Annotated in this window: 24 protein-coding genes; 5 read left to right on the forward strand and 19 right to left on the reverse strand. The window is 73.3% G+C overall.

Annotated elements, in window-relative coordinates; translation table 11 throughout:
• Window positions 1-35: 35 nt before the first annotated feature.
• The 7 genes from era to OG422_RS09435 all read right to left on the reverse strand — a co-directional run bounded on the left by era (window position 36) and on the right by OG422_RS09435 (window position 6,808).
• Window positions 36-974 carry a GTPase Era gene (gene era, locus OG422_RS09405; RefSeq protein WP_143944704.1) on the reverse strand — a complete coding sequence of 313 codons (939 nt, stop codon included), beginning with the start codon at window positions 972-974 and terminating at the stop codon, window positions 36-38.
• A 216-nt stretch (window positions 975-1,190) separates the two neighbouring features.
• Window positions 1,191-1,556, reverse strand: coding sequence for a cytidine deaminase (locus OG422_RS09410; RefSeq protein ID WP_405741932.1), 366 nt, complete (start codon window positions 1,554-1,556; stop codon window positions 1,191-1,193).
• Window positions 1,553-2,383, reverse strand: coding sequence for an AAA family ATPase (locus OG422_RS09415; RefSeq protein WP_405741934.1), 831 nt, complete (start codon window positions 2,381-2,383; stop codon window positions 1,553-1,555). The genes OG422_RS09410 and OG422_RS09415 overlap by 4 nt, the downstream gene beginning before the upstream one ends.
• Window positions 2,384-2,565: 182 nt before the next feature.
• Window positions 2,566-3,903, reverse strand: coding sequence for a hemolysin family protein (locus tag OG422_RS09420; protein ID WP_405741936.1), 1,338 nt, complete (start codon window positions 3,901-3,903; stop codon window positions 2,566-2,568).
• A gap of 12 nt (window positions 3,904-3,915) precedes the next feature.
• On the reverse strand, window positions 3,916-4,413 hold the full coding sequence (ybeY, locus tag OG422_RS09425; protein WP_143943359.1) for an rRNA maturation RNase YbeY: 498 nt from the start codon (window positions 4,411-4,413) through the stop codon (window positions 3,916-3,918).
• A 71-nt stretch (window positions 4,414-4,484) separates the two neighbouring features.
• Window positions 4,485-5,480, reverse strand: coding sequence for a PhoH family protein (locus OG422_RS09430; RefSeq protein ID WP_143943358.1), 996 nt, complete (start codon window positions 5,478-5,480; stop codon window positions 4,485-4,487).
• 179 nt (window positions 5,481-5,659) lie between these two features.
• Window positions 5,660-6,808, reverse strand: coding sequence for a carbohydrate kinase family protein (locus tag OG422_RS09435; protein WP_143943357.1), 1,149 nt, complete (start codon window positions 6,806-6,808; stop codon window positions 5,660-5,662).
• A gap of 105 nt (window positions 6,809-6,913) precedes the next feature.
• Here OG422_RS09435 and OG422_RS09440 point away from each other — a divergent pair, with 105 nt between their 5' ends.
• On the forward strand, window positions 6,914-8,269 hold the full coding sequence (locus OG422_RS09440) for a 6-phospho-beta-glucosidase (RefSeq protein ID WP_405741939.1): 1,356 nt from the start codon (window positions 6,914-6,916) through the stop codon (window positions 8,267-8,269).
• 154 nt (window positions 8,270-8,423) lie between these two features.
• Here the strand turns inward: OG422_RS09440 and OG422_RS09445 are convergent, their stop codons facing one another.
• From OG422_RS09445 to OG422_RS09455, 3 genes are all read right to left on the reverse strand, one after another.
• A complete protein-coding gene (locus OG422_RS09445) occupies window positions 8,424-9,053 on the reverse strand; it encodes an MBL fold metallo-hydrolase (RefSeq protein ID WP_143943355.1) in 630 nt (209 codons plus the stop codon).
• The gene (locus OG422_RS09450) at window positions 9,053-10,138 is read right to left on the reverse strand and encodes an S-(hydroxymethyl)mycothiol dehydrogenase (protein ID WP_405741941.1); all 1,086 of its coding nucleotides are present in this window, start codon (window positions 10,136-10,138) and stop codon (window positions 9,053-9,055) included. Before OG422_RS09450 ends, OG422_RS09445 begins: the two co-directional genes overlap by 1 nt.
• A gap of 158 nt (window positions 10,139-10,296) precedes the next feature.
• Complete coding sequence (locus OG422_RS09455; protein ID WP_405741943.1) at window positions 10,297-11,625, reverse strand: enolase C-terminal domain-like protein; 1,329 nt, start codon at window positions 11,623-11,625, stop codon at window positions 10,297-10,299.
• Between the two features lie 421 nt (window positions 11,626-12,046).
• Between OG422_RS09455 and OG422_RS09460 the strand changes: the two genes are divergently transcribed.
• Entirely contained in the window at window positions 12,047-12,880 is an 834-nt protein-coding gene (locus tag OG422_RS09460) for an HAD family acid phosphatase (RefSeq protein ID WP_143942707.1), read from the forward strand.
• 24 nt (window positions 12,881-12,904) lie between these two features.
• On the opposite strand, the gene OG422_RS09465 is transcribed toward OG422_RS09460, so the two are convergent.
• Genes OG422_RS09465 through OG422_RS09475 form a run of 3 tightly spaced genes read right to left on the reverse strand, consistent with a single transcriptional unit; the run spans window position 12,905 to window position 14,800 of the window.
• Window positions 12,905-13,471, reverse strand: a complete 567-nt coding sequence (locus tag OG422_RS09465; protein ID WP_405741946.1) for a hypothetical protein — start codon at window positions 13,469-13,471, stop codon at window positions 12,905-12,907.
• A 48-nt stretch (window positions 13,472-13,519) separates the two neighbouring features.
• Window positions 13,520-14,425, reverse strand: a complete 906-nt coding sequence (locus OG422_RS09470) for a ribonuclease Z (RefSeq protein WP_405741947.1) — start codon at window positions 14,423-14,425, stop codon at window positions 13,520-13,522.
• A gap of 18 nt (window positions 14,426-14,443) precedes the next feature.
• The gene (locus OG422_RS09475; RefSeq protein WP_405741949.1) at window positions 14,444-14,800 is read right to left on the reverse strand and encodes a histidine triad nucleotide-binding protein; all 357 of its coding nucleotides are present in this window, start codon (window positions 14,798-14,800) and stop codon (window positions 14,444-14,446) included.
• Window positions 14,801-15,067: 267 nt separating this feature from the next.
• On the opposite strand from OG422_RS09475, the gene OG422_RS09480 reads away from it, so the two are divergent.
• Window positions 15,068-15,496, forward strand: coding sequence for an OsmC family peroxiredoxin (locus tag OG422_RS09480; protein ID WP_405741951.1), 429 nt, complete (start codon window positions 15,068-15,070; stop codon window positions 15,494-15,496).
• A 63-nt stretch (window positions 15,497-15,559) separates the two neighbouring features.
• Here the strand turns inward: OG422_RS09480 and OG422_RS09485 are convergent, their stop codons facing one another.
• The 4 genes from OG422_RS09485 to hrcA all read right to left on the reverse strand — a co-directional run bounded on the left by OG422_RS09485 (window position 15,560) and on the right by hrcA (window position 19,694).
• Window positions 15,560-16,303 (reverse strand): 16S rRNA (uracil(1498)-N(3))-methyltransferase, encoded by a 744-nt coding sequence (locus OG422_RS09485; protein ID WP_405741953.1) that lies wholly within the window; start codon window positions 16,301-16,303, stop codon window positions 15,560-15,562.
• Window positions 16,300-17,394 (reverse strand): nitronate monooxygenase, encoded by a 1,095-nt coding sequence (locus tag OG422_RS09490; RefSeq protein WP_405741955.1) that lies wholly within the window; start codon window positions 17,392-17,394, stop codon window positions 16,300-16,302. Before OG422_RS09490 ends, OG422_RS09485 begins: the two co-directional genes overlap by 4 nt.
• A gap of 146 nt (window positions 17,395-17,540) precedes the next feature.
• A complete protein-coding gene (dnaJ, locus tag OG422_RS09495) occupies window positions 17,541-18,677 on the reverse strand; it encodes a molecular chaperone DnaJ (protein ID WP_143942700.1) in 1,137 nt (378 codons plus the stop codon).
• Window positions 18,678-19,694 (reverse strand): heat-inducible transcriptional repressor HrcA, encoded by a 1,017-nt coding sequence (gene hrcA, locus OG422_RS09500; RefSeq protein WP_143942699.1) that lies wholly within the window; start codon window positions 19,692-19,694, stop codon window positions 18,678-18,680.
• Between the two features lie 182 nt (window positions 19,695-19,876).
• On the opposite strand from hrcA, the gene OG422_RS09505 reads away from it, so the two are divergent.
• Window positions 19,877-20,611 carry an MBL fold metallo-hydrolase gene (locus tag OG422_RS09505; RefSeq protein WP_405741958.1) on the forward strand — a complete coding sequence of 245 codons (735 nt, stop codon included), beginning with the start codon at window positions 19,877-19,879 and terminating at the stop codon, window positions 20,609-20,611.
• A 51-nt stretch (window positions 20,612-20,662) separates the two neighbouring features.
• The gene (locus OG422_RS09510; protein ID WP_405741960.1) at window positions 20,663-21,496 is read left to right on the forward strand and encodes a DUF3097 domain-containing protein; all 834 of its coding nucleotides are present in this window, start codon (window positions 20,663-20,665) and stop codon (window positions 21,494-21,496) included.
• On the opposite strand, the gene OG422_RS09515 is transcribed toward OG422_RS09510, so the two are convergent.
• Complete coding sequence (locus OG422_RS09515; protein ID WP_405741962.1) at window positions 21,474-22,052, reverse strand: Uma2 family endonuclease; 579 nt, start codon at window positions 22,050-22,052, stop codon at window positions 21,474-21,476. The genes OG422_RS09510 and OG422_RS09515 overlap by 23 nt on opposite strands.
• 100 nt (window positions 22,053-22,152) lie before the next feature.
• Window positions 22,153-23,385 carry a radical SAM family heme chaperone HemW gene (gene hemW / locus OG422_RS09520; RefSeq protein ID WP_405741964.1) on the reverse strand — a complete coding sequence of 411 codons (1,233 nt, stop codon included), beginning with the start codon at window positions 23,383-23,385 and terminating at the stop codon, window positions 22,153-22,155.
• Window positions 23,386-23,554 lie beyond the last annotated feature (169 nt).

Below are 23,554 nucleotides of genomic sequence, written 5' to 3' on the forward strand. Positions count from 1 at the left end.
GGCCGACGGGCCGCACGGGCCGTGGCGTACGGGCGCTAGAAGCCCAGCTTGCGCAGCTGCTTGGGGTCGCGCTGCCAGTCCTTGGCGACCTTGACGTGCAGATCGAGGAAGACGGGCGTGCCGAGCAGCGCCTCGATGTGCTTGCGCGACTTGGTGCCGACCTCCTTCAGCCGCTTGCCCTTGGGGCCGATGATGATGCCCTTCTGGCTGGGGCGCTCGATGTAGACGTTGGCGTGCACGTCCAGCAGCGGCTTGTCCGCGGGGCGGTCCTCGCGCGGCAGCATCTCCTCGACGACCACGGCGATGGAGTGCGGCAGCTCGTCCCGTACGCCCTCCAGCGCCGCCTCGCGGATCAGCTCGGCGACCATGACCTGCTCGGGCTCGTCGGTGAGGTCGCCCTCGGGGTAGAGCGGCGGGCTCTCCGGCAGCAGCGGCACCAGGAGATCGGCGAGCAGGCCCACCTGCGCGTCACCGACGGCCGAGACCGGCACGATCTCGGCCCACTCGATGCCCAGCTCCTGACCGAGGCGGTCGACGGCGAGCAGCTGCGCGGCCAGCGTCTTGGAGTCCACCAGGTCCGTCTTGGTGACGACGGCGATCTTCGGGGTCTTCTTGATGCCGGCCAGCTCAGAGGCGATGTAGCGGTCGCCGGGGCCGAGCTTCTGGTCGGCCGGGATACAGAAGCCGATCACGTCGACCTCGGCCCAGGTGGTGCGGACCACGTCGTTGAGCCGCTCACCGAGCAGGGTGCGCGGCTTGTGCAGCCCCGGGGTGTCGACGAGCACGAGCTGCGCCTCGGGGCGGTGCACGATGCCGCGGACGGTGTGGCGGGTGGTCTGCGGACGGTTGGAGGTGATGGCCACCTTCGTGCCGACCAGAGCGTTCGTCAGGGTGGACTTGCCCGCGTTGGGGCGGCCGACGAAGCAGGCGAAGCCAGCGCGGTGCGGGGCGGAGGAGTCTGTACGAGCGCTCATGGCGCCTATTGTCCCCGATCCCCGCGGCACCACCGACCACCGGCCACCCCACCGGGAGGCGGGCGCCCCGGGCGGCGACGGTCCGGGGCGGCACCGGCCGGGCGGGCCACGGGCCGGGCGCCCCGGACGAGGCGCCGTGGCCCGGCCGCGCCGGACGGGGTCCGAGGGACGGCGAACGGGGGCGCCGCACCCCCGCCCGGACGCCGCCCGTCAGGCTCAGGCGCTCGCGTCGCCCGCCGGGGCGGAGACCCGCAGGGTGCCGTCGGGGCCCGCCACGAGAACGGGGGTGGCCGGGCCGCCCAGGTCCGCGACGGCCGCACGGTCCGCGACGGCGGCGTGCTCCGCGTCGGTGACCACGGCGGCGGCCTCCAGGGACCGCGCGCCGCTGGCGACGGCCATCGCCACGGCGGTCTGCAGCGCGCTGAGCTTCAGCGAGTCCAGGACCACGGTCCCGGCGACGTAGGTGCGGCCGGTCTCGTCGCGGACGGCGGCGCCCTCGGGCACGCCGTTCCGGGCCCGCGCCGAACGCGCGAGCGTGATGATCTTGCGGTCTTCGGGATCCAGCGCTGCGGCTTCGCTCATACGGGCGAGCATATGCGGGGGCCGGGCCCGGCGGCCCCACGGGGCGGCAGGGATTCCGGGCCGCCCGCGCCCCGCCGCTCCGGCGCGGTGTCGAAGCGTACGGCCGCCACCCGCTCCCGGGTACGGGCGTCCAGCGCCACCAGCGAGGTCACGTCGGCGAGCGCATCGGGCAGCGCCGTCGAAGGACCGGCGGCGGGACGGTCCAGGGTGCGCAGCAGCCGGTCCAGGCCACGGCGGTGGCGGGCGAAGACGCGGCGGCGCACCCAGCGGGCACGGGCCCGCTGCCCGGAGAGCGCGGTGGCGGCGCCGACGTCCAGCAGGACCAGGTGCAGGGTCCGGCCGTGGCGGGCGGTGGCGCGCGCCAGCAACCGACGCAGCCAGGCCCTGCTTCCGCAGTCGTGGACCAGCACCGGGCCGTCCCCGCGCAGCGCCGCGCACACCTCGCGCAGCAGCCGCCAGCGCGCCCACGGCCGGTAGACCGGGTACGGCAGCCAGTGCGGCATCGCCGCCTCGCAGGCGAGGTGCACGGCGCGCGGATCGATCAACCGCACCGCCGGTGCCCCGGCTGCTCCGTGCGACGCCCCGCCGGGCTCGCCCACCCGGCCTGACCAGCGGTGTAGCAGGGTGCTCTTGCCGCTGCCCGGCAGCCCGGCGACCACGACGACGGCATCGGGCGGATAGCGGAGCGCCCCGGGCACGGCGCCCGTCGCCCGGAGGTCCAGCAGCCCGTCGGGGCTCGCCTCCCCTGGTGCGCTCCCGGACCCGGCCGAGGCCGCTCCCCGGGGCGTCTCCCCCGGTGCGTCCGCGTCCCCGGGTGCGTCCCCCATCGGCTCCCCCGGGGCCGCCGCGTCGCGGCCGTCCGATGGTGTCCGTACGGCGGGCACCGGGCGGGCCGGTCCCCCGTCCGTCCGCTGCTCGCCCGTCCCGCTGGTGATGTCGGATCCCCCTCGCCGTGCTCCGCTTCCGGGCAAGCTTCGCATGGGCGGCGGAAGGGGCGGGAGGCCCCAGGTCAGCCCTCCGCGCTGCTCCGGTCCGCGCTCCGAACGGCCTCCGCCGCTCCCCGTACCGGCTCGCACAGCACCGTGATGATCTTGTTCCGCCGTCCCGCCGGGGACTCGGCGGTGAGCCGGAGGCCCGTGAGGTCCGGGTCGGCGGCGTCGGTGGAGAGGTCGACGACGGCCGTGGCACCGGCGATCGGGACCCGGCCCAGCAGCTTGGCCAGCAGGCCGCCGACCGTTTCGACGTCCTCGTCGTCCAGCTCGGCCAGGCCGTACAGCTCGCCGAGGTCGCCGATGTCGAGGCGGGCGGTGACGCGGTAGCGGCCGTCGCCCAGCTCCTCGACGGGCGGCAGCTCCCGGTCGTACTCGTCGGTGATCTCGCCGACGATCTCCTCCAGGATGTCCTCGATGGTGACGATCCCGGCCGTGCCGCCGTACTCGTCGATGACCACCGCGACGTGGTTGCGGTCGCGCTGCATCTCCCGCAGCAGGTCACCGGCGTTCTTCGTATCGGGCACGAAGACGGCGGGGCGCATCGCGGAGGAGACCAGCTCGGTCTCGGCGTCGCGGCTGACATGGACCTTGCGGGACAGGTCCTTGAGGTAGACGATGCCGACGATGTCGTCCTCGTTCTCGCCGGTCACCGGGATGCGGGAGAAACCGGAGCGGAGCGCGAGGGTCAGCGCCTGGCGGATGGTCTTGTACCGCTCGACGGAGACCAGGTCCGTGCGCGGCACCATCACCTCCCGCACCAGGGTGTCGCCGAGCTGGAAGACGGAGTGCACCATGCGGCGCTCCTCGTCCTCGATCAGCGATTCCTTCTCCGCGAGGTCCACCAGCGCCCGCAGCTCCGCCTCGGAGGCGAACGGGCCCTTACGGAAGCCCTTGCCCGGTGTGAGGGCGTTGCCCAGCAGGATCAGCAGCTGCGGGACGGGGCCCATGATCCGGGCCAGCGGCAGCAGGACGTAGGCGGCGGCGGTCGCGGTGTTGAGCGGGTGCTGACGGCCGATGGTGCGCGGCGAGACGCCGACCGCGACGTACGAGACGAGGACCATCACGGCGATGGCGACGGTCAGCGCCTGCCAGGTCTCCTCGAAGGAGCGCAGGCAGGCGTAGGTGACGAGGACACCGGCGGCCATCTCGCAGCCGACGCGGACCAGCAGCGCGACGTTGAGATAGCGGGTCGGGTCGGCGGCGACGGCGGCGAGCCGGTCGCTGCCGCGGCGGCCCGAGCGGACCGCCTCCTCGGCGCGGAAGCTGGTCGTCCGGGCGAGGCCCGCCTCTGCGCAGGCGGCGAGCCAGGCGATCACGACGAGCAGCACCGCGACCGCGATGAGTTGGATGGTCATTGCGGCGCCCGGTCAGGTCACGGTGGGGGCCGGGGAGGGGCCCGTCAGCCCCCGCTCGGCGCGCCAGCCGTCGATGATGGCCGCTTGGAGGCCGAACATCTCGGCCTTCTCGTCGGGCTCCTCGTGGTCGTAGCCGAGGAGGTGCAGCACGCCGTGGACGGTCAGGAGCTGGAGCTCCTCGTCCATGGAGTGGCCGGTCGGGGCGTCCTCGCCCTGCTTCTTGGCGACCTCGGGGCAGAGCACGATGTCGCCGAGGAGGCCCTGCGGGGGCTCGTCCTCGTCCTTGGCCGGGGGGCGCAGCTCGTCCATCGGGAAGGACATCACGTCGGTCGGGCCGGGGAGGTCCATCCACTGGAGGTGCAGCTGCTCCATCGCCTCGGCGTCCACGACGATCACGGACAGCTCGGAGAGCGGGTGGATGCGCATCCGGGCGACGGCGTAGCGGGCGACGTCGAGGATCGCCTGCTCGTCGATGTCCGTGCCGGACTCGTTGTTGACGTCGATCGACATGGGGGGTGTGACTTCTCGCTTCTGGTGGGTGCCGGCCGGCCGCGGGTGGGCGGCCGGCCGGCGGAACGGACCTAGCCGCCGTTGCGGCTGTCGTACTTCTCGTAGGCGTCGACGATACGGCCCACGAGCTTGTGGCGGACGACGTCCTGGCTGGTGAGGAGAGAGAAATGGACGTCGTCGACGCCCTCCAGGATCTCCCGGACCTGACGCAGCCCGCTCTTGGTGCTGCCCGGCAGGTCGACCTGGGTGACGTCACCCGTGATGACGATCTTCGAGTCGAAGCCGAGACGGGTGAGGAACATCTTCATCTGCTCGGGGCTGGTGTTCTGCGCCTCGTCGAGAATGATGAACGCGTCGTTCAAGGTGCGGCCCCGCATGTAGGCGAGCGGCGCGACCTCGATTGTCCCGGCGGCCATCAGGCGCGGGATGGAGTCGGGGTCGAGCATGTCGTGGAGCGCGTCGTGGAGCGGCCTCAGATACGGGTCGATCTTCTCGTAGAGGGTGCCGGGCAGGAAGCCGAGGCGTTCGCCGGCCTCGACGGCGGGGCGGGTCAGGATGATGCGGTTGACCTGCTTGGCCTGGAGCGCCTGGACCGCCTTCGCCATGGCGAGGTAGGTCTTGCCGGTGCCCGCGGGGCCGATGCCGAAGACGACGGTGTGCTTGTCGATGGCGTCGACGTAGCGCTTCTGGTTGAGCGTCTTGGGGCGGATGGTGCGGCCGCGGTTGGAGAGGATGTTCTGGGTGAGGACCTCGGCCGGGGTCTCGCCGCTGCCGTCGCCGTCCGCGCGCAGCATCGCGATGGAGCGTTCCACCGCGTCCTCGGTCATCGGCTGGCCGGTGCGGAGCACCAGCATCATCTCGTCGAAGAGGCGCTGGACGAGGGCGACTTCCTCGGCGTCGCCGACGGCGGTGACGTCGTTTCCGCGGACGTGGATGTCGGTGTCGGGGAATGCCTTCTCGATCACACGGAGGAGCGCGTCTCCGGATCCCAGGACCGTCACCATGGGGTGCTTGGCCGGGACGGTGAACTGGGCGCTCGCCTGCTGGTGCCTGGGTGTCTGCGTCATGGTTCGGCGCTGTGGCCTGCTCAACCCCTGTCCTTTGCCGATAGCTGATGAGCGGTGCGTATGGCTCAGCTCCTACGGTCTCCAGAGTACGACGGGGCACCGACATCACCGAAAGACTTTACGAAGATCGAAGGGGCGGACGGGAACGGTCCCGCCCGCCGCCGTCCGCCGCCGCGGGCCTACGCCGGGCGCCGGAAGCCGATCGTGGGGACGGCGCGGGCCGGTGGGGTGCAGCGGCCCGGCGCGGGCAGGACGGCGTCGAGGAAGGCGTAGCGGTCGCGGAGCGCGTCGGTGGCCGGGGCGCGGTCGGCGCGGACCCGCTGCCACCAGGTGACGATCTCGGCCCAGCCGGGCGCCGCGAGGGAGCCGCCGAACTCCTGGACGGAGAGGGCGGCGGTCAGCCCGGCGAAGGCGAGCCGGTCGGCGAGCGGCCAGGCGGCGAGGGTGCCGGTGACGAAGCCCGCGACGAAGATGTCACCGGCGCCGGTCGGATCCAGCGCCTCCACGGCGATGGCGGGCACCTCGGCGCTCTCGCCGGTCCGGCCGTCGACGGCGCAGGCGCCCTCGGAGCCCATGGTGACGACGGCGAGCGGCACCCGCTCGGCGAGCTTGCGGGCCGCGGCGCGCGGGTCGGAGGTGCGGGTGTAGCGCATCGCCTCCTCGGCGTTGGGCAGGAACGCCTCGCAGTGTTGGAGCCCGTCGAGGTCGGCCGGGTCCCAGCGGCCGGTGTCGTCCCAGCCGACGTCGGCGAAGATCCGGCTGCCGCGGGCGGCGGCGCAGCCCAGCCAGCCCTCGTGGCGGCCGGGCACCAGCGAGGCGACGCAGGCGCGGGACGGCGGCGGGCAGCCGGGGGCGTGGCCGCCGTCGAAGGCGGTCTCCGGCGGCGGTGCCTCGTGGCCGTGCGAGACCATCGTGCGTTCGCCCTCGTACGCCATGGAGACGGTGACGGGGGAATGCCAGCCGGGGATGGTGCGGGAGTAGGTGAGGTCGATGCCCTCGCCGTGGCTGAGGGCGTCCCAGCAGTACTCGCCGTACATGTCGTCGCCGAACGCGGCGGCGAGGGAGGTGCGCAGGCCGAGGCGGGCGAGGGCGGTGGCCATGTTGGCGACGCCGCCGGGGCTGGAGCCCATGCCGCGGGCCCAGGACTCGGTGCCGCGGACCGGCGCGGAGTCGAGGCCGGTGAGGATGATGTCGAGGAAGACGGTGCCGGTGAGGTAGACGTCGGTGGCCGGGTCGCCGTCGGCGCGGAGGGGGGCGAGCGGGTCGAGTACCGGCGTCGTGACGCCCGGCCGTACGGGGTGTTGCTGTGGTCGGGGTCCAGCGCTCACCGTGCTCGCCTCTCTCCCGCAGGTCCGGTCGCGGTGGTTCCGTCGCGTGCGTCCCCGTCCCGGCGGTGCCGACAGTGTGCCTGATGCCGGTGTACGTTCCGGCCCATGAGGCTCACGATTCTCGGTGGCGGCGGATTCCGGGTGCCGCTGGTGTACCGCGCGCTCCTGGACGATCCGGCGCGCGCAGTCGACGAACTGACCCTGTACGACACCGATCCGCGGCGGCTCGCGGTGATCGGGGACGTGCTGGCACGGCAGGCGCAGGGGCATCCGGCGCCGGTGCGGGTACGGCGGGCGGCGAGCCTGGACGAGGCGCTGACCGGCGCCGACTTCGTCTTCTCCGCGATCCGGGTGGGCGGCACCGCGGGCCGGGTGCGCGACGAGCGGATCCCGCTGGCCGAGGGCGTGCTGGGCCAGGAGACGGTGGGCGCCGGCGGGGTGCTCTACGGGCTGCGGACGATCCCGGTGGCGCTGCGGATCGCGGAGCGGGTGGCGGAGCTGGCGCCGCGCGCGTGGGTCATCAACTTCACCAATCCGGCGGGGATGGTGACGGAGGCGATGGCGGAGGTGCTGGGCGAGCGGGTCATCGGGATCTGCGATTCGCCGGTGGGTCTGGTGCGGCGGGCGGCGCGCGCGGCCGGCGCGCACGGCGGGGCGTTCGCGGCGGGCCGGGTGACGTACGACTACGTGGGGCTCAATCACCTCGGCTGGCTGCGGTCGTTGGCGCTGGACGGGCGGGAGCTGCTGCCGGGGCTGCTGGCCGATCCGGCGGCGCTGGGCTCGTTCGAGGAGGGGCGGCTGTTCGGCGCCGAGTGGCTGGCGGCGCTGGGCGCGCTGCCCAACGAGTACCTGCACTACTACTACTTCCGCCGGGAGACGCTGGCGTCGGTGCGGGCCGCGGACGAGACGCGCGGGGAGTTCCTCGACGGGCAGCAGGGCGGGTTCTTCGCGCGGGCGGCGGAGGCGAGCGGCCCGGAGAAGGCGTACGCGCTGTGGGAGTCCACCCGGCGCGAGCGCGAGCAGACGTACATGGCGGAGAGCCGGGAGGCCAGCGGCGGTTGGCAGCGCGACGCCTGCGATCTGGAGGGCGGCGGGTACGACCGGGTCGCGCTGGCGCTGATGCGGGCGCTCTCCCACAGCGCAAACAATGCAGACGGTGCGGGCAGCCGCCTGATCCTCAATGTGCGCAACGGTACGACGGTGCCGGAGCTGGCGCCGGACGCGATCGTGGAGACGGTGTGCGAGGTGGGCGCGGACGGGCCGGTGCCGCTGCCGTGCGCGCCGCTGCGGGCCGATCAGTTGGGGCTGACGCTCCAGCTCAAGGCAGTGGAGCGGGCGACGGTCGAGGCGGCCGTGCGCAAGGACCGGCAGGCGGCGCTGCGGGCGATGGCGCTCCACCCACTGGTGGACTCCCCGGCGGTGGCCGCCCGCATTCTGGAGCGGGCGGCCACGGAGGGGTGAGGGGCGGTCCCGGCGGTACGGGACCGCCTGCGGGGCGGGCGCGGGGCCCGGCGCGAGGCCCGGAGGCCAGGCGCGGGCCCGGACGGCGCGGGGCCCGGCGCCCCGTGCCCCCGGCCCGGCGCGAGGCCGGGGCCCGCGCGCCCCCACGTGCCCCTCAGTGCCCCCTCTTGATCCACTCCTCCAGATGCGGTGCCTCGTCCCCGATCGTGGTGGTGTCGCCGTGACCGGTGCGGACGACGGTCGTCGCCGGGAGGGTCAGCAGCCGGTCGCGGATCGAGTCGATGATCGTCGGGAAGTGGGAGAACGACCGGCCGGTGGCGCCCGGGCCGCCCTGGAAGAGGGTGTCGCCGGTGAAGACGGCGCCGAGCCCCGGTGCGTACAGGCTGACGGCGCCCGGTGCGTGGCCCGGGGTGTGCAGCACCGTCAGATCCTCCCCCGCGATGGTCAGGACCTGGCCGTCGGCCAGCTCCCGGTCGGGCGGGGTGCCCGGGTGGGTCTGCCGCCACAGCGGCAGGTCGTCGGGGTGCAGATGGATCAGGGCACCCGTACGGGCCGCGAGGGCGGGGGCCGCGTCGATGTGGTCGTTGTGCGCGTGGGTGCAGATGATGGCGCGCAGGGTGCGGCCGCCGAGCGCTTCGAGGATGGCGTCGGCGTCGTGGGCGGCGTCGATGACCAGCGCCTCGTCGTCGTCCCCGACGATCCAGACGTTGTTGTCGACGTCCCAGGTGCCGCCGTCGAGGGAGAAGGTGCCGGAGGTGACGAGGTGGTCGATGCGCGCGGCCATCAGAGCGTCACCACCGAACGCAGCACATCGCCCTCGTGCATCCGCTCGAAGGCCCGCTCGACGCCATCGATGCCGATGGTCTCGGTGACGAAGCCGCTCAGGTCGATCCGGCCCTGCTGGTGCAGGTCGATGAGCATCGGGAAGTCGCGGGACGGCAGGCAGTCGCCGTACCAGGAGGACTTGAGGGAGCCGCCGCGGCCGAAGACGTCCAGCAGCGGGAGTTCCAGCGTCATCTCGGGGGTGGGGACGCCGACGAGGACGACCGTTCCGGCCAGATCGCGGGCGTAGAACGCCTGCTGGTACGTCTCGGGGCGGCCGACCGCCTCGATGACGACATCCGCGCCGAAGCCGCCGGTCAGCTCGCGGATCGCCTCGACCGGGTCGATGGTGCGGGAGTTGACGGTGTGGGTGGCGCCCATGATGCGGGCGGTCTCCAGCTTCCGGTCGTCGACATCCACCGCGATGATCTTCGCGGCGCCGGCCAGCCGGGCGCCGACCACCGCCGCGTCGCCCACACCGCCGCAGCCGATGACCGCGACGGTGTCACCGCGCCCGACGTTGCCGGTGTTGATGGCCGCACCGATACCGGCCATCACCCCGCAGCCCAGCAGCCCGGCGACGGCGGGCGAGACGGACGGGTCGACCTTGGTGCACTGCCCGGAGGCGACCAGCGTCTTGTCGGCGAAGGCCCCGATGCCCAGCGCGGGCGTCAGCTCCGTACCGTCCGTCAGGGTCATCTTCTGCTTCGCGTTGTGCGTGTCGAAGCAGTACTGCGGGCGACCGCGCAGACAGGCCCGGCACTGGCCGCACACCGCACGCCAGTTGAGGATGACGAAGTCGCCGGGCGCGACATCGGTGACGCCGTCGCCGACGGACTCCACGATCCCGGCGGCCTCGTGGCCGAGCAGGAACGGGAAGTCGTCGTTGATGCCGCCCTGCTTGTAGTGCAGGTCGGTGTGGCACACCCCGCACGCCTGGATCTGCACCACGGCCTCGCCGGGTCCGGGATCCGGCACCACGATGGTCTCCAGCCGGACCGGTTCGTTCTTCCCCGGCGCGATGACGCCGCGCACTTCCTGTGCCATGGGACAGCCCCTCTCAAAGATCACGTACGGGACCACTGTGGCGTACCGCCACCGAGCCGTGCCACACCGTACGCGGGGCGGGCGGCCGTCCGCAGGCCCCGGGAGAGATTCCATGATCCGGCGTACGCGAACGGGCGGGCCGGTGCGCCCGACCCCCGTCACCAGCGGGGCACGGCCGGGACGCGCCAGTCCGGGTCGGCACGACGCATGGCGGCGGCGTCGTCGCGGGAGCGGAGCGCGCCGTCGTCGTCGAGCCAGCGGCGGTGCAGGGCGGCGAGCCGGTCCCGGTCGAGGGTGACGCCGAGGCCCGGCGCGTCACTCACCGCCAGGGCGCCGTCGTGGAAGGCGAGCCGTTCGGTGAGGATGTCCTCGGTCTGCCAGGGGTAGTGGGTGTCGCAGGCGTGGTCGAGGCGGGGGACGACCGCGGCGGCGTGCGTCATCGCGGCGAGGCTGACGCCCAGATGGGTGTTGGAGTGCATGGACAGGCCGACGCCGAACGTGGCGCAGAGCGCCGCGAGTTCGCAGGTGGCGCGCAGTCCGCCCCAGTAGTGGTGGTCGGAGAGGACGACCTGCACGGCACCCCGGGTGAACGCCTCGGGGATCTCCTCGAACGTCGTCACACACATGTTGGTGGCGAGCGGCAGCGGCGCGGCGCTTCCGGCCCGCAGCGCGGCGGCGATCTCGGCCATCGGGCCGGTCCCGGCCGCCGGGTCCTCCAGGTACTCCAGGGTGTCGCCGAGTGCGGCGGCGACGCGCAGCGAGGTGGCGACGGACCAGGCGCCGTTGGGGTCGAGCCGCAGCGGCTTGCCGGGGAAGGCGGCGGCGAGGGCGCGGACGGCGGCGATCTCCTCGTCGGGCGGGAAGACGCCGCCCTTGAGCTTGAACGAGCCGAAGCCGTGCGCGTCGGCGAGGCGGCGGGCCTGGGCGACGATGCCCGCCGGGTCGAGGGCCGCGCCCCAGTCGTCGGTCTCGCCGCGGCCCCCCGAGTGCGCGGCCCAGCGGTAGAAGAGGTAGGCGCTGTAGTCGACGCGGTCGCGGACCTTGCCGCCGAGCAGCGCATGGACGGGCAGCCCCGCCGTCTTCCCCCAGGCGTCCAGGCAGGCCACCTCGACGGCGGAGACGACGGAGCGGCGGAGCTTGTCGGCGGTGCGCACGCCGCGCAGCCCGGCGGCGTCGACGGCGCCGACCCCGGTGGCGTCCGGGGAGTCGCCGCAGACGCGGGCGGCGAGCGCGGGCAGGGCGTTCAGATCGGTGACCCGGTGGCCGGGCAGGGCGTCGGCCAGCGGCCGGGCCAGATCGAGGTAGGCGGTGTCGCCGTACGTCTCGCCGACGCCGGTGACGCCGCCTGCGGTGACCACCTCGACGATCAGGCGCGGCGTGTACGGCTGGTGGACTCCCTGGGTGTTCAGCAGCGGCGGGTCGGCGACCAGGATCGGGGTGAGCCGGACCTCGGTGACGGTGAGGTCGTGAGCACGGGTGGCGGCCAAGGGACGCACTCCTGTCTCCAGAGGGACGCCGCCGGGCGACGGCGCCACGCAGATCCGTACCTGCATGTCCGCGGAGGCATCTCCGCGTCTGCATGTCCGCGTATGTGGACGGTGTCCACGGACGGGAAGGGAGGTTAGGAGGACGGCGCGGGAGCGTCAACGGGGCGTCCGGGGCGCGGAGTCGAGCGGCGCGCGCCCCCGCGCCCGCCCGGCGTCCGCCCCCACGCCCGCCCGGCACCCCCTCCGCCTCCGCCGCAACGCCGCCACCCACCCCACCCAACTCCCCCCTCTTTACCAATCGTTGAATCTCCGCGCGTAGATCCCACGCCGCGCCTCTGTTACATCTACCTGGTCCGGGCAGGTCAGACCCGGACCCGCGCGGCCCCGCGCGGACCCCCACCGCTTCCCGAAGGAGCCGCGCATGCCCCGCTCTTCCCTGTCCCGCCGCCTTCCGGCCGCCCTCCGCTCCCGCCGGGCCCGGGCCGGCGCCGCGACGGTCGCCGCGCTCGTCGCCGGTACCGCGGTGTTCGGCGTCGGCCAGGCCACCGCGGAGCACTCGGTGCCCCGCACCGACAAGGAGATCCCCAACCTCACCCTCGTCCAGGACAAGATCAAGGCGTACTACGGCGACACCGTCACCGCCGACGGCGAGCACTACGCGTCCCCGAAGAGCAACTACGCCCGCCAGGTCCACGGCATCGAGGCGAAGGCGCGGGCCCACCTCACCCGCGCGCTCGCCCGGCAGGACGCCCGCGCGGACAAGGGCCACGCCAAGCCCGCCATCGTCCTCGACATGGACGACACCACGCTGCTGACGTACAACTACGAGCTGCGCGTCGGCTTCCACTTCACCGAGAAGAGCCAGGACGCGTACCTCGCCTCGACCGACATGGACCCGGTCTTCGGCATGGACCGCCTGGTCAACTGGGCCCACTCCAAGGGCGCCGAGGTCTTCTTCCTCACCGGCCGCAAGGAGGCCCAGCGGGAGTGGAGCGTGCGCAACCTCAAGAACGTCGGCTACGGCGTCCCGCTCGACCGCGGCCACGTCTACCTGAAGGACAAGGAGCACCCCCCGGCCTACCTGCCGTGCGGCGCGGACTGCACCACCGTCGAGTACAAGTCCGGCACCCGCAAGCACATCGAGTCGCTGGGCTACGACATCGTCGCCAACTTCGGCGACCAGTACAGCGATCTGCGCGGCGGCGCCGGTGACCGGACGTTCAAGCTGCCGAACCCGATGTACCACCTGCCTTGAGGGCGCGGGAGTGACCGGCGCCGGTCACTCCCACCGCGTCTCGGCACGGGCGGACGCCTCCGGAACCCTCCGGGCCGCCCGCTGCCACGCCGCGGCGATCTCCGCCGGATAGCGCCGGGCGCTGCGGGCGAGCCGGACGCCGGGGATCAGCTCGACGACGTCGTTGACCCGCAGCAGCGCCGGGGTCTCCCCGCTCAGCGCCGTCCATTCCCGGGCGCCGTACGGGAGCAGCAGGCTGCCGCGGCCGCTGAGGTCGCGCAGCCACAGGGCGCCCTCCGCGTCGACGGTGACCTCGACATGGCGGCGGCTGACGCTGTCCAGCAGCCGCCGCGGCAGCACGTCGTGGAGGGCGATGCCCGCCGCGCCGGGCGCCCGGCCCAGTGCCGCGGTGGTGCCGACGTCGAGGGTCACCCGGTGCACACACGCGTCGTCGGCCATCACCTTCAGCTGGGCGACGCCGGTGCGCGGCCCGTCGTCGGCGAGCGGGGTGCGGTGCAGTTCACAGACCGGCACCCCGCGCCGCATCACCGGGAGGCGTACGGCGTCGCCGCGGCGGCTGTCACTCCACTCGTCCGCCGTCCATCTCAGCACATCGAACGGGAAGATCCCAGCCGCCCCGGGCCCCCAACCACCGTGCACTCAGCGCCGCTTCGGCACCGCCACCCGCATCAGATCGCGGGCGACCGTCAACTCGCCGGTGAACCCGGCCTCCCGCGCCTGCCGTTCGAAGACGGCCGGGTCGGAGTAGCGCTGCGAGAAGTGCGTCAGGACGAGGTGCCGCACCTCGGCACCGGCCGCCACCTTCGCCGCCTGCCCGGCCGTCAGATGGCCGTGTTCGGTGGCCAGTTGAACGTCCGCGTCGAGGAAGGTCGACTCGATGACCAGCAGGTCCGCCCCTTCGGCCAGCGCGTCCACCCCGTCGCACAACCGGGTGTCCATGACGAACGCGAACCGCTGCCCGCGCCGCACCTCGCTCACCTCGTCGAGGCGCACCCCGCGCAGTTCCCCGGCGCGCTGGAGGCGGCCGACGTCGGGCCCGGCGATGCCGTGCGCCGCGAGCCGGTCCGGCAGCATCCGCCGGGCGTCCGGCTCGACCAGCCGGTAGCCGAACGACTCGACCGGATGCGACAGCAGCCGCGCCTCCAGCGTGTACGCCGGGGTCGTGGCCAGCACCCCGTCCGCCGCGACCGGCTGCTCCGTCAGGCGTACGGTCTCGCGGTACGCGGTGGAGTAACGCAGCCGGTCGAAGAAGCGCTGCCCGCTCGCCGGGTAGTGGGCGGTGACGGGGTGCGGCACCCGGTCGAGGTTGATCCGCTGGATCACCCCGGCAAGCCCCAGCGAGTGGTCACCGTGGAAGTGGGTGACACAGAGCCGGTTGAGGTCGTGGGCGGCGACCCCGGCACGCAGCATCTGCCGCTGGGTGCCCTCACCGGGGTCGAACAGCAGGCCCTCACCGTCCCAACGCAGCAGATAGCCGTTGTGGTTGCGGTGCCGGGTCGGCACCTGGCTGGCGGTGCCGAGGACGACCAGTTCGCGTACGGACAACTTTCGGCCTTCGTCCCGTCAGACCAGGCGCTGCAGGTCGCGGCCGCCGAGCACATGGGCGTGGGCGTGGAAGACCGTCTGCCCGGCGCCGGGGCCGGTGTTGAAGACGATGCGGTAGCCCGTCGCGTCGACCTTCTCGTCGGCGGCCACCTCGCCCGCCTCGCGCACCACGTCAGCGGCGATGGCCGGTGCGGCGGCGGCCAGCTCGCGCGCGTTGGCGTAGTGGACCTTGGGGATCACCAGGACGTGGGTCGGCGCCTGGGGGTTGATGTCGCGGAAGGAGACGGTGGTCTCGGACTCGCGGACGATGGTCGCCGGCACCTCCCCCGCCACGATCTTGCAGAACAGGCAGTCGGCCTGCGGTTCTCCCGCCACCGGTGGGCTCCTCCCGGGTCATCGGCCGCCTCGCCCGCCGGAGCGCGAGGGCCGCGCCGTGTGCCGCCCTCGTCACGTCCCGGCGTACGCGGCGGACGCCGTACGCACCGTGCGTACGCCCTCGGATGCTACCGGCCCGGCCCGCCGTCCGGCCGGGTGGGCGGAGTGCACCGGGGCGCGGCACGAGGTGCCGCCCGCACCGCGAGGCGGCGCCTAAGCTGACCCCGCGTACCAGGCTTTCCCCCACAAACCGGGAGTTAATGCACCATGGCAACCACGCGCACCGCCACCACCCACTGGGAGGGCAACCTCCTCCAGGGCAAGGGCACCGTCGCCCTGGACTCCTCCAAAGCCGGGACCTTCGACGTGAGCTGGCCGGCCCGCATCGACAAGCCCAACGGCGTCACCAGCCCGGAAGAGCTGATCGCCGCCGCGCACTCCGCCTGCTACTCCATGGCCCTCTCCCACGGCCTCGCCGAGCAGGGCCACAACATCGAGGACATCGACACCGAGGCCGACGTCACCCTCCAGCTGGGCGAGGGCATCACCGCCATCGCCCTGACCGTCAAGGCACGCGTGCCGGGCCTGTCGGAGGCGGACTTCCAGGCGGCGGCGCTGGACGCCAAGGCCAACTGCCCGGTCAGCCAGGCGCTGACGGGCGTCAAGAACATCACCCTCACCGCCGAACTGATCTGACGCTCACGGACGGGCCGGGCGCGCGGCACCGGGCACCGCCGCGCCGCCCGGCCCGTCCGCCCGTCAGCTCCAGCGGCCGGTGCGCCCCAGCAGCAGCGCCGTCGCGGCCGTACCCGCCGTCGAGGTACGCAGCACCGTCGGGCCCAGCCGGTACGGCGCGGCGCCCGCCGCCTCGAACGCGGCCAGCTCGTCCGGCGCGACCCCGCCCTCGGGGCCGACGACCAGCACCACCGAACCGGATGCGGGCAGCTCCGCGGTGGCCAGCGGGGCGGCGCCCTCCTCGTGCAGCACCGCCGCGAAATCGGCCTCCGCCAGCAGCTCGGCCACCTGCTTGGTGGTCCGCGCCTCGCCCACCTCGGGGAACGTCAGCCGCCGCGACTGCTTCCCGGCCTCCCGGGCCGTCGCCCGCCACTTCGCCAGCGACTTCGCGGCCCGCTCGCCCCGCCACTGCGTGACACACCGCGACGCCGCCCAGGGGACGACGGCGTCCACCCCGGTCTCCGTCATCGTCTCCACCGCCAGCTCGCCGCGGTCGCCCTTGGGCAGCGCCTGGACGACGGTGATCCGCACCGGCGGCGCGGGCTCCGTCCGCACCTCCGCCACCGCGACCGTCAGCCGGTCCTTGCCCTCGGCCGCCGCGACCGTGCCGTACGCGCCGGTCCCGGCGCCGTCCGTCAGCACCACGTCCTCACCGGCCCGCAGCCGCCGCACCGACACCGCGTGACGGCCCTCGGGACCATCCAGCACCAGCGTGCCGCCGGGCCGCGCGCCCGCCAGCGAATCCACCACGAAAACCGGCGCCGTCATGCCTCGCCCCTCACCCTGTGACCGTTCCACTCCTCGCGTGCCGCGCCCAGTTCGGACGCCAGCAGCGCCACCAGCGCACCGGCGGGCAGCTCCCGCGCCAGCCGGTGCCCCTGCCCGGCCCACAGCGCCATGCCCTGTGCGTCACCCGTCCGCGCGGCCGCCTTCCGCAGCCCGGCGGTCAGATGGTGCACCGCCGGATACGCGGCCGGGGCATACGGGCCGTGCTCCCGCAGGAAGCGGTTGACCAGGCCCCGGGCCGGGCGCCCGGTGAAGGCGCGGGTCAGCTCGGTGCGGGTGAACAGCGGGTCGGTCAGCGCCCGCTTGTGCAGCGGATGCGCGCCGGACTCGGGGGTCGCGAGGAAGGCGGTGCCCAGCTGTGCCGCCTCGGCACCGGCGACGAGCACCGCGGCGATCTGCGCGCCGCGCATCAGCCCTCCGGCGGCGATGACCGGTACCCGCACCGTCTCGCGGACCTGCGTGATCAGTGACAGCAGGCCGAGCGGGGCGCCGGTGCCGTCGGCGTGCGGATCGTCCCGGTGGGTGCCCTGATGGCCGCCCGCCTCGACGCCCTGCGCACACACCGCGTCGGCGCCCGCCGCCTCCGCCGCCCGCGCCTCGTCCGGCGTGGTGACGGTGACGACGGTGTACGTCCCGACCGCGGCCAGCGAGGCGAGCACCGCGCGGGAGGGGCAGCCGAAGACGAACGACACCACCGGCACCGGGTCCTCGCGCAGCACCGCCAGCTTCGCCTCGTAGCCGTCGTCCGAGCCGCCGTACGGATCGACCTCGCCGAGCCCGGTCTCGTACCACGCGGCCTCACCGGCGAGCTGATCGCGGTAGACCTCGACGGCGGCGGTGTTCGCGAGTTCGGGCTGCGGGAGGAAGAGATTGACGCCGAAGGGGCGGCCGGTCAGCCCGCGCAGCCGCTTGATCTCCTGGTACATGCCGTCGGCAGTCTTGTACCCGGCGGCGAGGAAGCCGAGCCCGCCGGCCTCACCGACGGCGGCGACCAGCTCCGGACCGGAACCGCCGCCGGCCATCGGCGCCTGCACGATCGGATGACGGCAAAGAGCGGTCAGCGCGGTGGACATGGCCACATCGTGTCATGCCCCGCGCACCGCACCGAAACGGGCAGACCCGCCCGGCACCACGGCCGACCGGGATCGGCCAACGGCCGCCGAACGCACGTGGGGCCCGGGGAAAACCCCGGGCCCCACACGCGTGGACCTACGGTCGCCTACCGCCCGTTGAACGCATCCTTCAACCGCGAGAACAACCCCTGCTGCCCCGGCTGAAACTGGCCCGTCGGGCGTTCCTCGCCGCGGAGCTTGGCGATGCGGCGCAGCAGCTCCTCCTGCTCGGGGTCGAGCTTGGAGGGGGTCAGCACCTCGACGTGGACGATCAGATCGCCGCGGCCGCCGCCCCGCAGATGGGTCACACCGCGCTGGTGCAGCGGGATCGACTGGCCGGACTGCGTACCGGGCCGGATGTCGATCTCCTCCAGGCCGTCCAGCGTCTCCAGCGGACACTTCGTGCCCAGCGACGCCGCCGTCATCGGGATGGTGACCGTGCAGTGCAGATCGTCGCCGCGCCGCTGGAAGACCGAGTGCGGCAGCTCGTGGATCTCGACGTAGAGGTCACCGGCGGGACCGCCGCCGGGACCCACCTCGCCCTCGCCCGCGAGCTGGATGCGGGTGCCGTTGTCGACGCCCGCCGGGATCTTGACGGTCAGCGTGCGGCGCGACCGGATACGGCCGTCACCGGCGCACTCCGGGCACGGCGTCGGCACGACCGTACCGAAGCCCTGACACTGCGGACACGGCCGCGACGTCATGACCTGACCGAGGAAGGACCGCGTGACCTGCGAGACCTCACCGCGGCCGCGGCACATGTCACAGGTCTGCGCCGAGGTGCCGGGGGCTGCGCCCTCACCGGTGCACGTGGTGCACACGATGGCGGTGTCGACCTGGATCTCCTTGGTCGTCCCGAACGCCGCCTCCTCCAGCTCGACATCGAGACGGATCATCGCGTCCTGGCCGCGCCGCGTCCGCGAGCGCGGACCGCGCTGCGAGGAGGCGCCGAAGAACGCGTCCATGATGTCGGAGAAGTTGCCGAAGCCCGCGCCGAAGCCACCGGCCCCGCCAGCGCCGCCGGCCTGCGAGAGCGGGTCGCCACCGAGGTCGTAGACCTGCTTCTTCTGCGGGTCCGACAGCACCTCGTAAGCGGCGTTGATCTCCTTGAACCGCTCCTGGGTCTTCGGATCCGGGTTCACATCCGGGTGCAGCTCGCGCGCCAGCCGCCGGAAAGCCTTCTTGATCTGGTCCTGCGAGGCATCGCGGCCGACACCGAGGACCGTGTAATAGTCCGTGGCCACTTACGACTCCGCCAGGATCTGTCCGACGTAACGTGCCACTGCGCGTACCGCTCCCATCGTTCCGGGGTAGTCCATGCGGGTCGGTCCGACCACGCCGAGTTTGGCGACTGCCTCGTCGCCCGAACCGTAGCCGACCGCGACCACCGACGTGGACGCAAGTCCTTCGTGGGCATTCTCATGCCCGATACGTACGGTCATGCCCGAGTCCTTGGCCTCCCCGAGCAGTTTGAGCAGCACCACATGCTCCTCAAGGGCCTCCAGCACCGGCCGGATCGTCAGCGGGAAGTCGTGCCCGAAGCGGGTGAGATTGGCAGTACCGCCGATCACCAACCGCTCCTCGGTCTCCTCCACCAACGTCTCCAGCAGCACCGACAGCACCGTCGAGACCGTGCCGCGGTCCTCCTGCTCGAAGGAGTCCGGAAGATCCTGCACCAATTGCGGCACATCCGCGAACCGGCGGCCCACGACCCGGCTGTTGAGCCGGGCCCGCAGATCCGCCAACGACGCCTCGCCGAACGGCCCCTGACAGTCGATCAGCCGCTGTTCGACGCGCCCGGTGTCGGTGATCAGAACGAGCATCACCCGCGCCGGTGCCAGCGCCAGCAGCTCGACATGGCGGACGGTGGACCGCGTCAGCGACGGGTACTGCACGACCGCGACCTGCCGGGTCAGCTGCGCCAGCAGCCGGACCGTGCGGCCCACGACGTCGTCGAGGTCGACCGCGCCGTCCAGGAAATTCTGGATCGCCCGGCGCTCGGGGCTGGAGAGCGGCTTGACGCCGGCGAGCTTGTCGACGAAGAGGCGGTACCCCTTGTCGGTGGGGATCCGGCCCGCGCTGGTGTGCGGCTGGGCGATGAATCCCTCTTCCTCCAGGACCGCCATGTCGTTACGGACCGTGGCCGGGGAGACACCGAGCCGATGGCGCTCGGTCAGCGCCTTCGAGCCGACCGGCTCCTCCGTGCCGACGTAGTCCTGGACGATGGCACGCAGCACCTCCAGCCTGCGTTCACTGAGCACCGCGCACACCTCCAGTCCCGCCGTCCTGCGGCTTCCTCCCCTGGCACTCCACCGGTCCGAGTGCCAGTACCGCTCCAGTGTACGGCCGGGTCGCACCGGCGGGGCAAGGGTCCCGCGTGCGACACCGACCACGCCCCGTGAACCACCGGGCAACGCCACCGCGCTACCGATAGCGTCTCGGCATGCGCACGACTTGGGAAGAGGCGGGATGGGAACGGCTCGGTGACGGCATCGCCCGCCGCCGGATGCCGGGCTGGGACGAGACGGTGGGCGTCGTCGCGGGGACGGAGGGCGTGCTGCTCGTCGACACCGGCGCCACCCTGCGCGACGGCGCCGAACTGCGGCTCGCCGTCCGCCGGGTGCTGGGCCGCGACGTGACGCACATCGCGCTGACCCATCCGCACTTCGACCACGTCCTGGGCACCGCCGCCTTCGCCGGGGTGCAGGTCTTCGCCGCCACCGGGGCGGCCGAGCTGATGGCCCGCGGGCGGGACGCGCTGCGGGAGGACGCAGTACGCCACGGCGTCGACCCGGACACCGCCACCGAAGCCACCGACATCCTGGTGCTCCCGCACCACGGGGTGCACGGCGAGCTGACCGTCGGCCTCGGCGACCGGACGGTGCTGCTCGCCAACCTCGGCCCCGGGCACACCGCGCACGACCTCACGGTCCTCGTCCCGGGCCGGGGCGGCGCGCCCGAGGTGGTCTTCTGCGGCGACCTCGTCGAGGAGTCCGGCGAACCGTCCGCCGGGCCCGACGCCCTCGGACGGCAGTGGCCCGCCGCCCTGGACCGGCTGCTGGCCCTGGGCGGCGAGGACGCGCGGTACGTCCCCGGGCACGGCGCCGTGGTGGACGCCGCCTTCGTCCGCGCCCAGCGCGACGCGCTCGCCGCCCGCTTCGGCGCCCCTCCGGCCTGACCGGCGCCCGTATCCGTCACCCGACCGTCACAGAACAGGCACCCCGACACCATGCAGAGCAAGCGCTACAGCCCCGATCTCACCCCGCCGTGGAAGAAGCAGCGGCCCGCGCCCGAGGTGGCGGCGGAGACGGATCTGGTGGTCGAGGAGGTGACCACGGGGTTCTGCGGGGCGGTGATCCGCTGCGAGAAGTCGGCGCAGGGGCCGACGGTCACCCTGGAGGACCGGTTCGGCAAGCACCGCGTCTTCCCGATGGAGCCGCGCGGCTTCCTGATGGAGGGCAAGGTCGTCACGCTCGTACGGCCCCCGGAGCGGGCGGCGGGGAGCGGTCCGGCGCGGACGGCGTCCGGTTCGCTGGCGGTGCCCGGTGCGCGCGCCCGGGTCGCCCGGGCGGGCCGGATCTACGTGGAGGGACGGCACGACGCGGAGCTGGTCGAGCGGGTGTGGGGCGATGACCTGCGCATCGAGGGCGTCGTCGTGGAGTATCTGGAGGGCATCGACGATCTGCCGGAGATCGTCCGCACCTTCTCCCCCGGGCCCGACGCGCGACTGGGCGTCCTCGTCGACCATCTGGTGCCCGGCTCGAAGGAGTCGCGGATCGCGGCGGGGGTGACCGATCCGCATGTGTGCGTGGTGGGCCATCCGTACATCGACGTATGGGAGGCGGTGAAGCCGTCGTCGGTGGGGATCGCGGCGTGGCCGGTCGTGCCGCGGGGCCAGGACTGGAAGACGGGGGTGTGCCGGGCGCTGGGCTGGCCGCAGAACACCGGCGCCGCCTGGCAGCGCATCCTGTCGGGCGTACGCAGCTACAAGGACGTGGAACCGGCGCTGCTGGGGCGGGTGGAGGAGCTGATCGACTTCGTTACGGTCGGCGGTGCCGCCTGACGCCGGGGAGGATGCCGAAGTCGCCGGTCTCCAGCTCGACGTCCAGCACGTCCACCGGCACCGATTCGCCGAACTTGCTGATCCGCTGGACCGCGTAGTCGGCTTCGTCGCCGCTGCCGAACGGCTCGGTGAGCAGGACACAGTGGGCCACGATGGGATCGACGATCAGGTAGGCGGGGATCTTGCCCGCGGCGTAGAGCGAACGCTTGACGCCGTAGTCGCGGTCCACACTCGTCTTGGAAACCACCTCGACCACCATCGTGACCACCGCGGACGGCAGCAGGCGGCCGGACTCCGGCCCCGCGCCGCTCTCCAGCACCACGAGATCGGGCACCGGCTCGCTCTGCTCGCTCAGGATGTCGATGTCCTGGGTCTGCAACCGCTCCCACCGCTTCCGCGGGATCTGGTCCATGACCTCCTGGACGATCCTGTTGTGGACCAGGTCCGGTCCCGCCATCATCACGATTTCCCCCCGGAGGAGCTCAATCTTGACGCCCTCGGGAACATCGATGTTCTCGAAGAGCTCCGTCATCCGGCGTTCATCCACAGCGGTCATCTCCATGGCCTCCGTTTCCCGTCGCCGTGTCTTTCGGCACAGGTTAGGAGGAGCGTAGGCAGGCGCGTGGGCCTACCGCATCGGTTCACTCTTTCGGTAATCAGTCCACCAGATCCCGCACCACCGCGTCAGCCAGAAGCCGGCCCCGGAGTGTCAGAACGGCGCGGCCCGCGTCGTACGGAACCGTCTCCAGGAGGCCGTCGGACAGCGCACGGGCGGCGGCGCGCGCCCCCGCGGGGGCGAGGAGGTCCAGGGGACAGCCGTCGGCGAGGCGCAGTTCCAGGAGGATGCGTTCGACGCGGCGGTCCTCGTCGGCGAGGAGTTCGCGGCCGGCGCCCGGGGAGCGGCCCTCGGTCAGGGCCTGGGCGTAGGCGCCGGGGTGCTTGACGTTCCACCAGCGGACGCCGCCGACGTGACTGTGGGCGCCGGGGCCCGCGCCCCACCAGTCGGCGCCGGTCCAGTACAGCTCGTTGTGGCGGCAGCGGGCGGCGTCGGTGGTGGCCCAGTTGGAGACCTCGTACCAGCGGAAACCGGCGGCGGCGAGGCGTTCGTCGGCGATGAGGTAGCGGTCGGCGTGCACATCGTCGTCGGTCATCGGGACCTCGCCGCGGCGGATGCGGCGGGCCAGCTGGGTGCCCTCCTCGACGATCAGGGCGTACGCGGAGACGTGGTCGGGTCCGGCGCCGAGGGCGGCGTCCAGGCTGGCGCGCCAGTCGTCGTCGCTCTCGCCCGGGGTGCCGTAGATCAGGTCGAGGTTGACGTGGTCGAACCCGGCGGCGCGCGCCTCGGCCACGCAGGCTTCGGGGCGGCCGGGGGTGTGGGTGCGGTCGAGGATCTTCAGGACGTGCGGGCGGGCGCTCTGCATGCCGAAGGACATGCGGTTGAAGCCGCCCTCGCGCAGCTCGGCGAGGTAGCGCGGGCCGACGGTCTCCGGGTTGGCCTCGGTGGTGATCTCAGCGCCCTGGGCGAGCCCGAACTCGTCGCGGATCGCGGCCAGCATCCGGCCGAGGTCGGCGGCGGGCAGCAGGGTCGGGGTGCCGCCGCCGACGAAGACCGTCTCGACCTGGCGCGGGTCGTCGCCGAGCACCTTGCGGGCCAGCCGGATCTCCTCGACGAGGTGATCGGCGTAGGTCTCCCGGGAGGCGAGGGCGCCACCGGGGCCGCGCAGTTCGCTCGCGGTGTAGGTGTTGAAGTCGCAGTAGCCGCAGCGGGTCGCGCAGTACGGAACGTGCAGGTAGAAACCGAGCGGGCGGCCGGCGGCGCCGGTCAGTGCGGCGGCGGGCAGCGCCCCGTCCCCGGGCATCGGCTCCCCATCGGGCAGTGCGGAAGGCATGGGGTCCATTGTCCGTCATACGGGAGCGAGCCGGGGCCGTGGCTCGTCCCGGCTCCCACAGGGCGGGCGCGGGCGGGGCGGCGGGCATCGGGGGCGGGCCCCTGGGCGCCCCGGGCGGGGCGGTGGCCCGGGGCGCCGCGGCCGGTGCGGCGGGCGGCTGAGCAGGCCG

Source organism: Streptomyces sp. NBC_01525 (genome assembly GCF_045040405.1).
Classification (GTDB): Bacteria; Actinomycetota; Actinomycetes; order Streptomycetales; family Streptomycetaceae; genus Streptomyces; species Streptomyces benahoarensis.

Excerpts from the sequence above, each read along its gene's own strand:
- OG422_RS09510 (WP_405741960.1), top strand. The coding sequence starts at position 20,663 with ATGCAGAGCAAGCGCTACAGCCCCGATCTCACCCCGCCGTGGAAGAAG.
- OG422_RS09420 (WP_405741936.1), bottom strand. The coding sequence starts at position 3,903 with ATGACCATCCAACTCATCGCGGTCGCGGTGCTGCTCGTCGTGATCGCC.
- OG422_RS09515 (WP_405741962.1), bottom strand. The coding sequence starts at position 22,052 with ATGACCGCTGTGGATGAACGCCGGATGACGGAGCTCTTCGAGAACATC.
- OG422_RS09460 (WP_143942707.1), top strand. The coding sequence starts at position 12,047 with ATGCCCCGCTCTTCCCTGTCCCGCCGCCTTCCGGCCGCCCTCCGCTCC.
- OG422_RS09445 (WP_143943355.1), bottom strand. The coding sequence starts at position 9,053 with ATGGCCGCGCGCATCGACCACCTCGTCACCTCCGGCACCTTCTCCCTC.
- OG422_RS09415 (WP_405741934.1), bottom strand. The coding sequence starts at position 2,383 with ATGGGGGACGCACCCGGGGACGCGGACGCACCGGGGGAGACGCCCCGG.
- era (WP_143944704.1), bottom strand. The coding sequence starts at position 974 with ATGAGCGCTCGTACAGACTCCTCCGCCCCGCACCGCGCTGGCTTCGCC.
- OG422_RS09440 (WP_405741939.1), top strand. The coding sequence starts at position 6,914 with ATGAGGCTCACGATTCTCGGTGGCGGCGGATTCCGGGTGCCGCTGGTG.
- OG422_RS09480 (WP_405741951.1), top strand. The coding sequence starts at position 15,068 with ATGGCAACCACGCGCACCGCCACCACCCACTGGGAGGGCAACCTCCTC.
- OG422_RS09410 (WP_405741932.1), bottom strand. The coding sequence starts at position 1,556 with ATGAGCGAAGCCGCAGCGCTGGATCCCGAAGACCGCAAGATCATCACG.
- OG422_RS09485 (WP_405741953.1), bottom strand. The coding sequence starts at position 16,303 with ATGACGGCGCCGGTTTTCGTGGTGGATTCGCTGGCGGGCGCGCGGCCC.
- OG422_RS09490 (WP_405741955.1), bottom strand. The coding sequence starts at position 17,394 with ATGTCCACCGCGCTGACCGCTCTTTGCCGTCATCCGATCGTGCAGGCG.
- OG422_RS09450 (WP_405741941.1), bottom strand. The coding sequence starts at position 10,138 with ATGGCACAGGAAGTGCGCGGCGTCATCGCGCCGGGGAAGAACGAACCG.
- OG422_RS09505 (WP_405741958.1), top strand. The coding sequence starts at position 19,877 with ATGCGCACGACTTGGGAAGAGGCGGGATGGGAACGGCTCGGTGACGGC.
- OG422_RS09430 (WP_143943358.1), bottom strand. The coding sequence starts at position 5,480 with ATGACGCAGACACCCAGGCACCAGCAGGCGAGCGCCCAGTTCACCGTC.
- hemW (WP_405741964.1), bottom strand. The coding sequence starts at position 23,385 with ATGCCTTCCGCACTGCCCGATGGGGAGCCGATGCCCGGGGACGGGGCG.
- ybeY (WP_143943359.1), bottom strand. The coding sequence starts at position 4,413 with ATGTCGATCGACGTCAACAACGAGTCCGGCACGGACATCGACGAGCAG.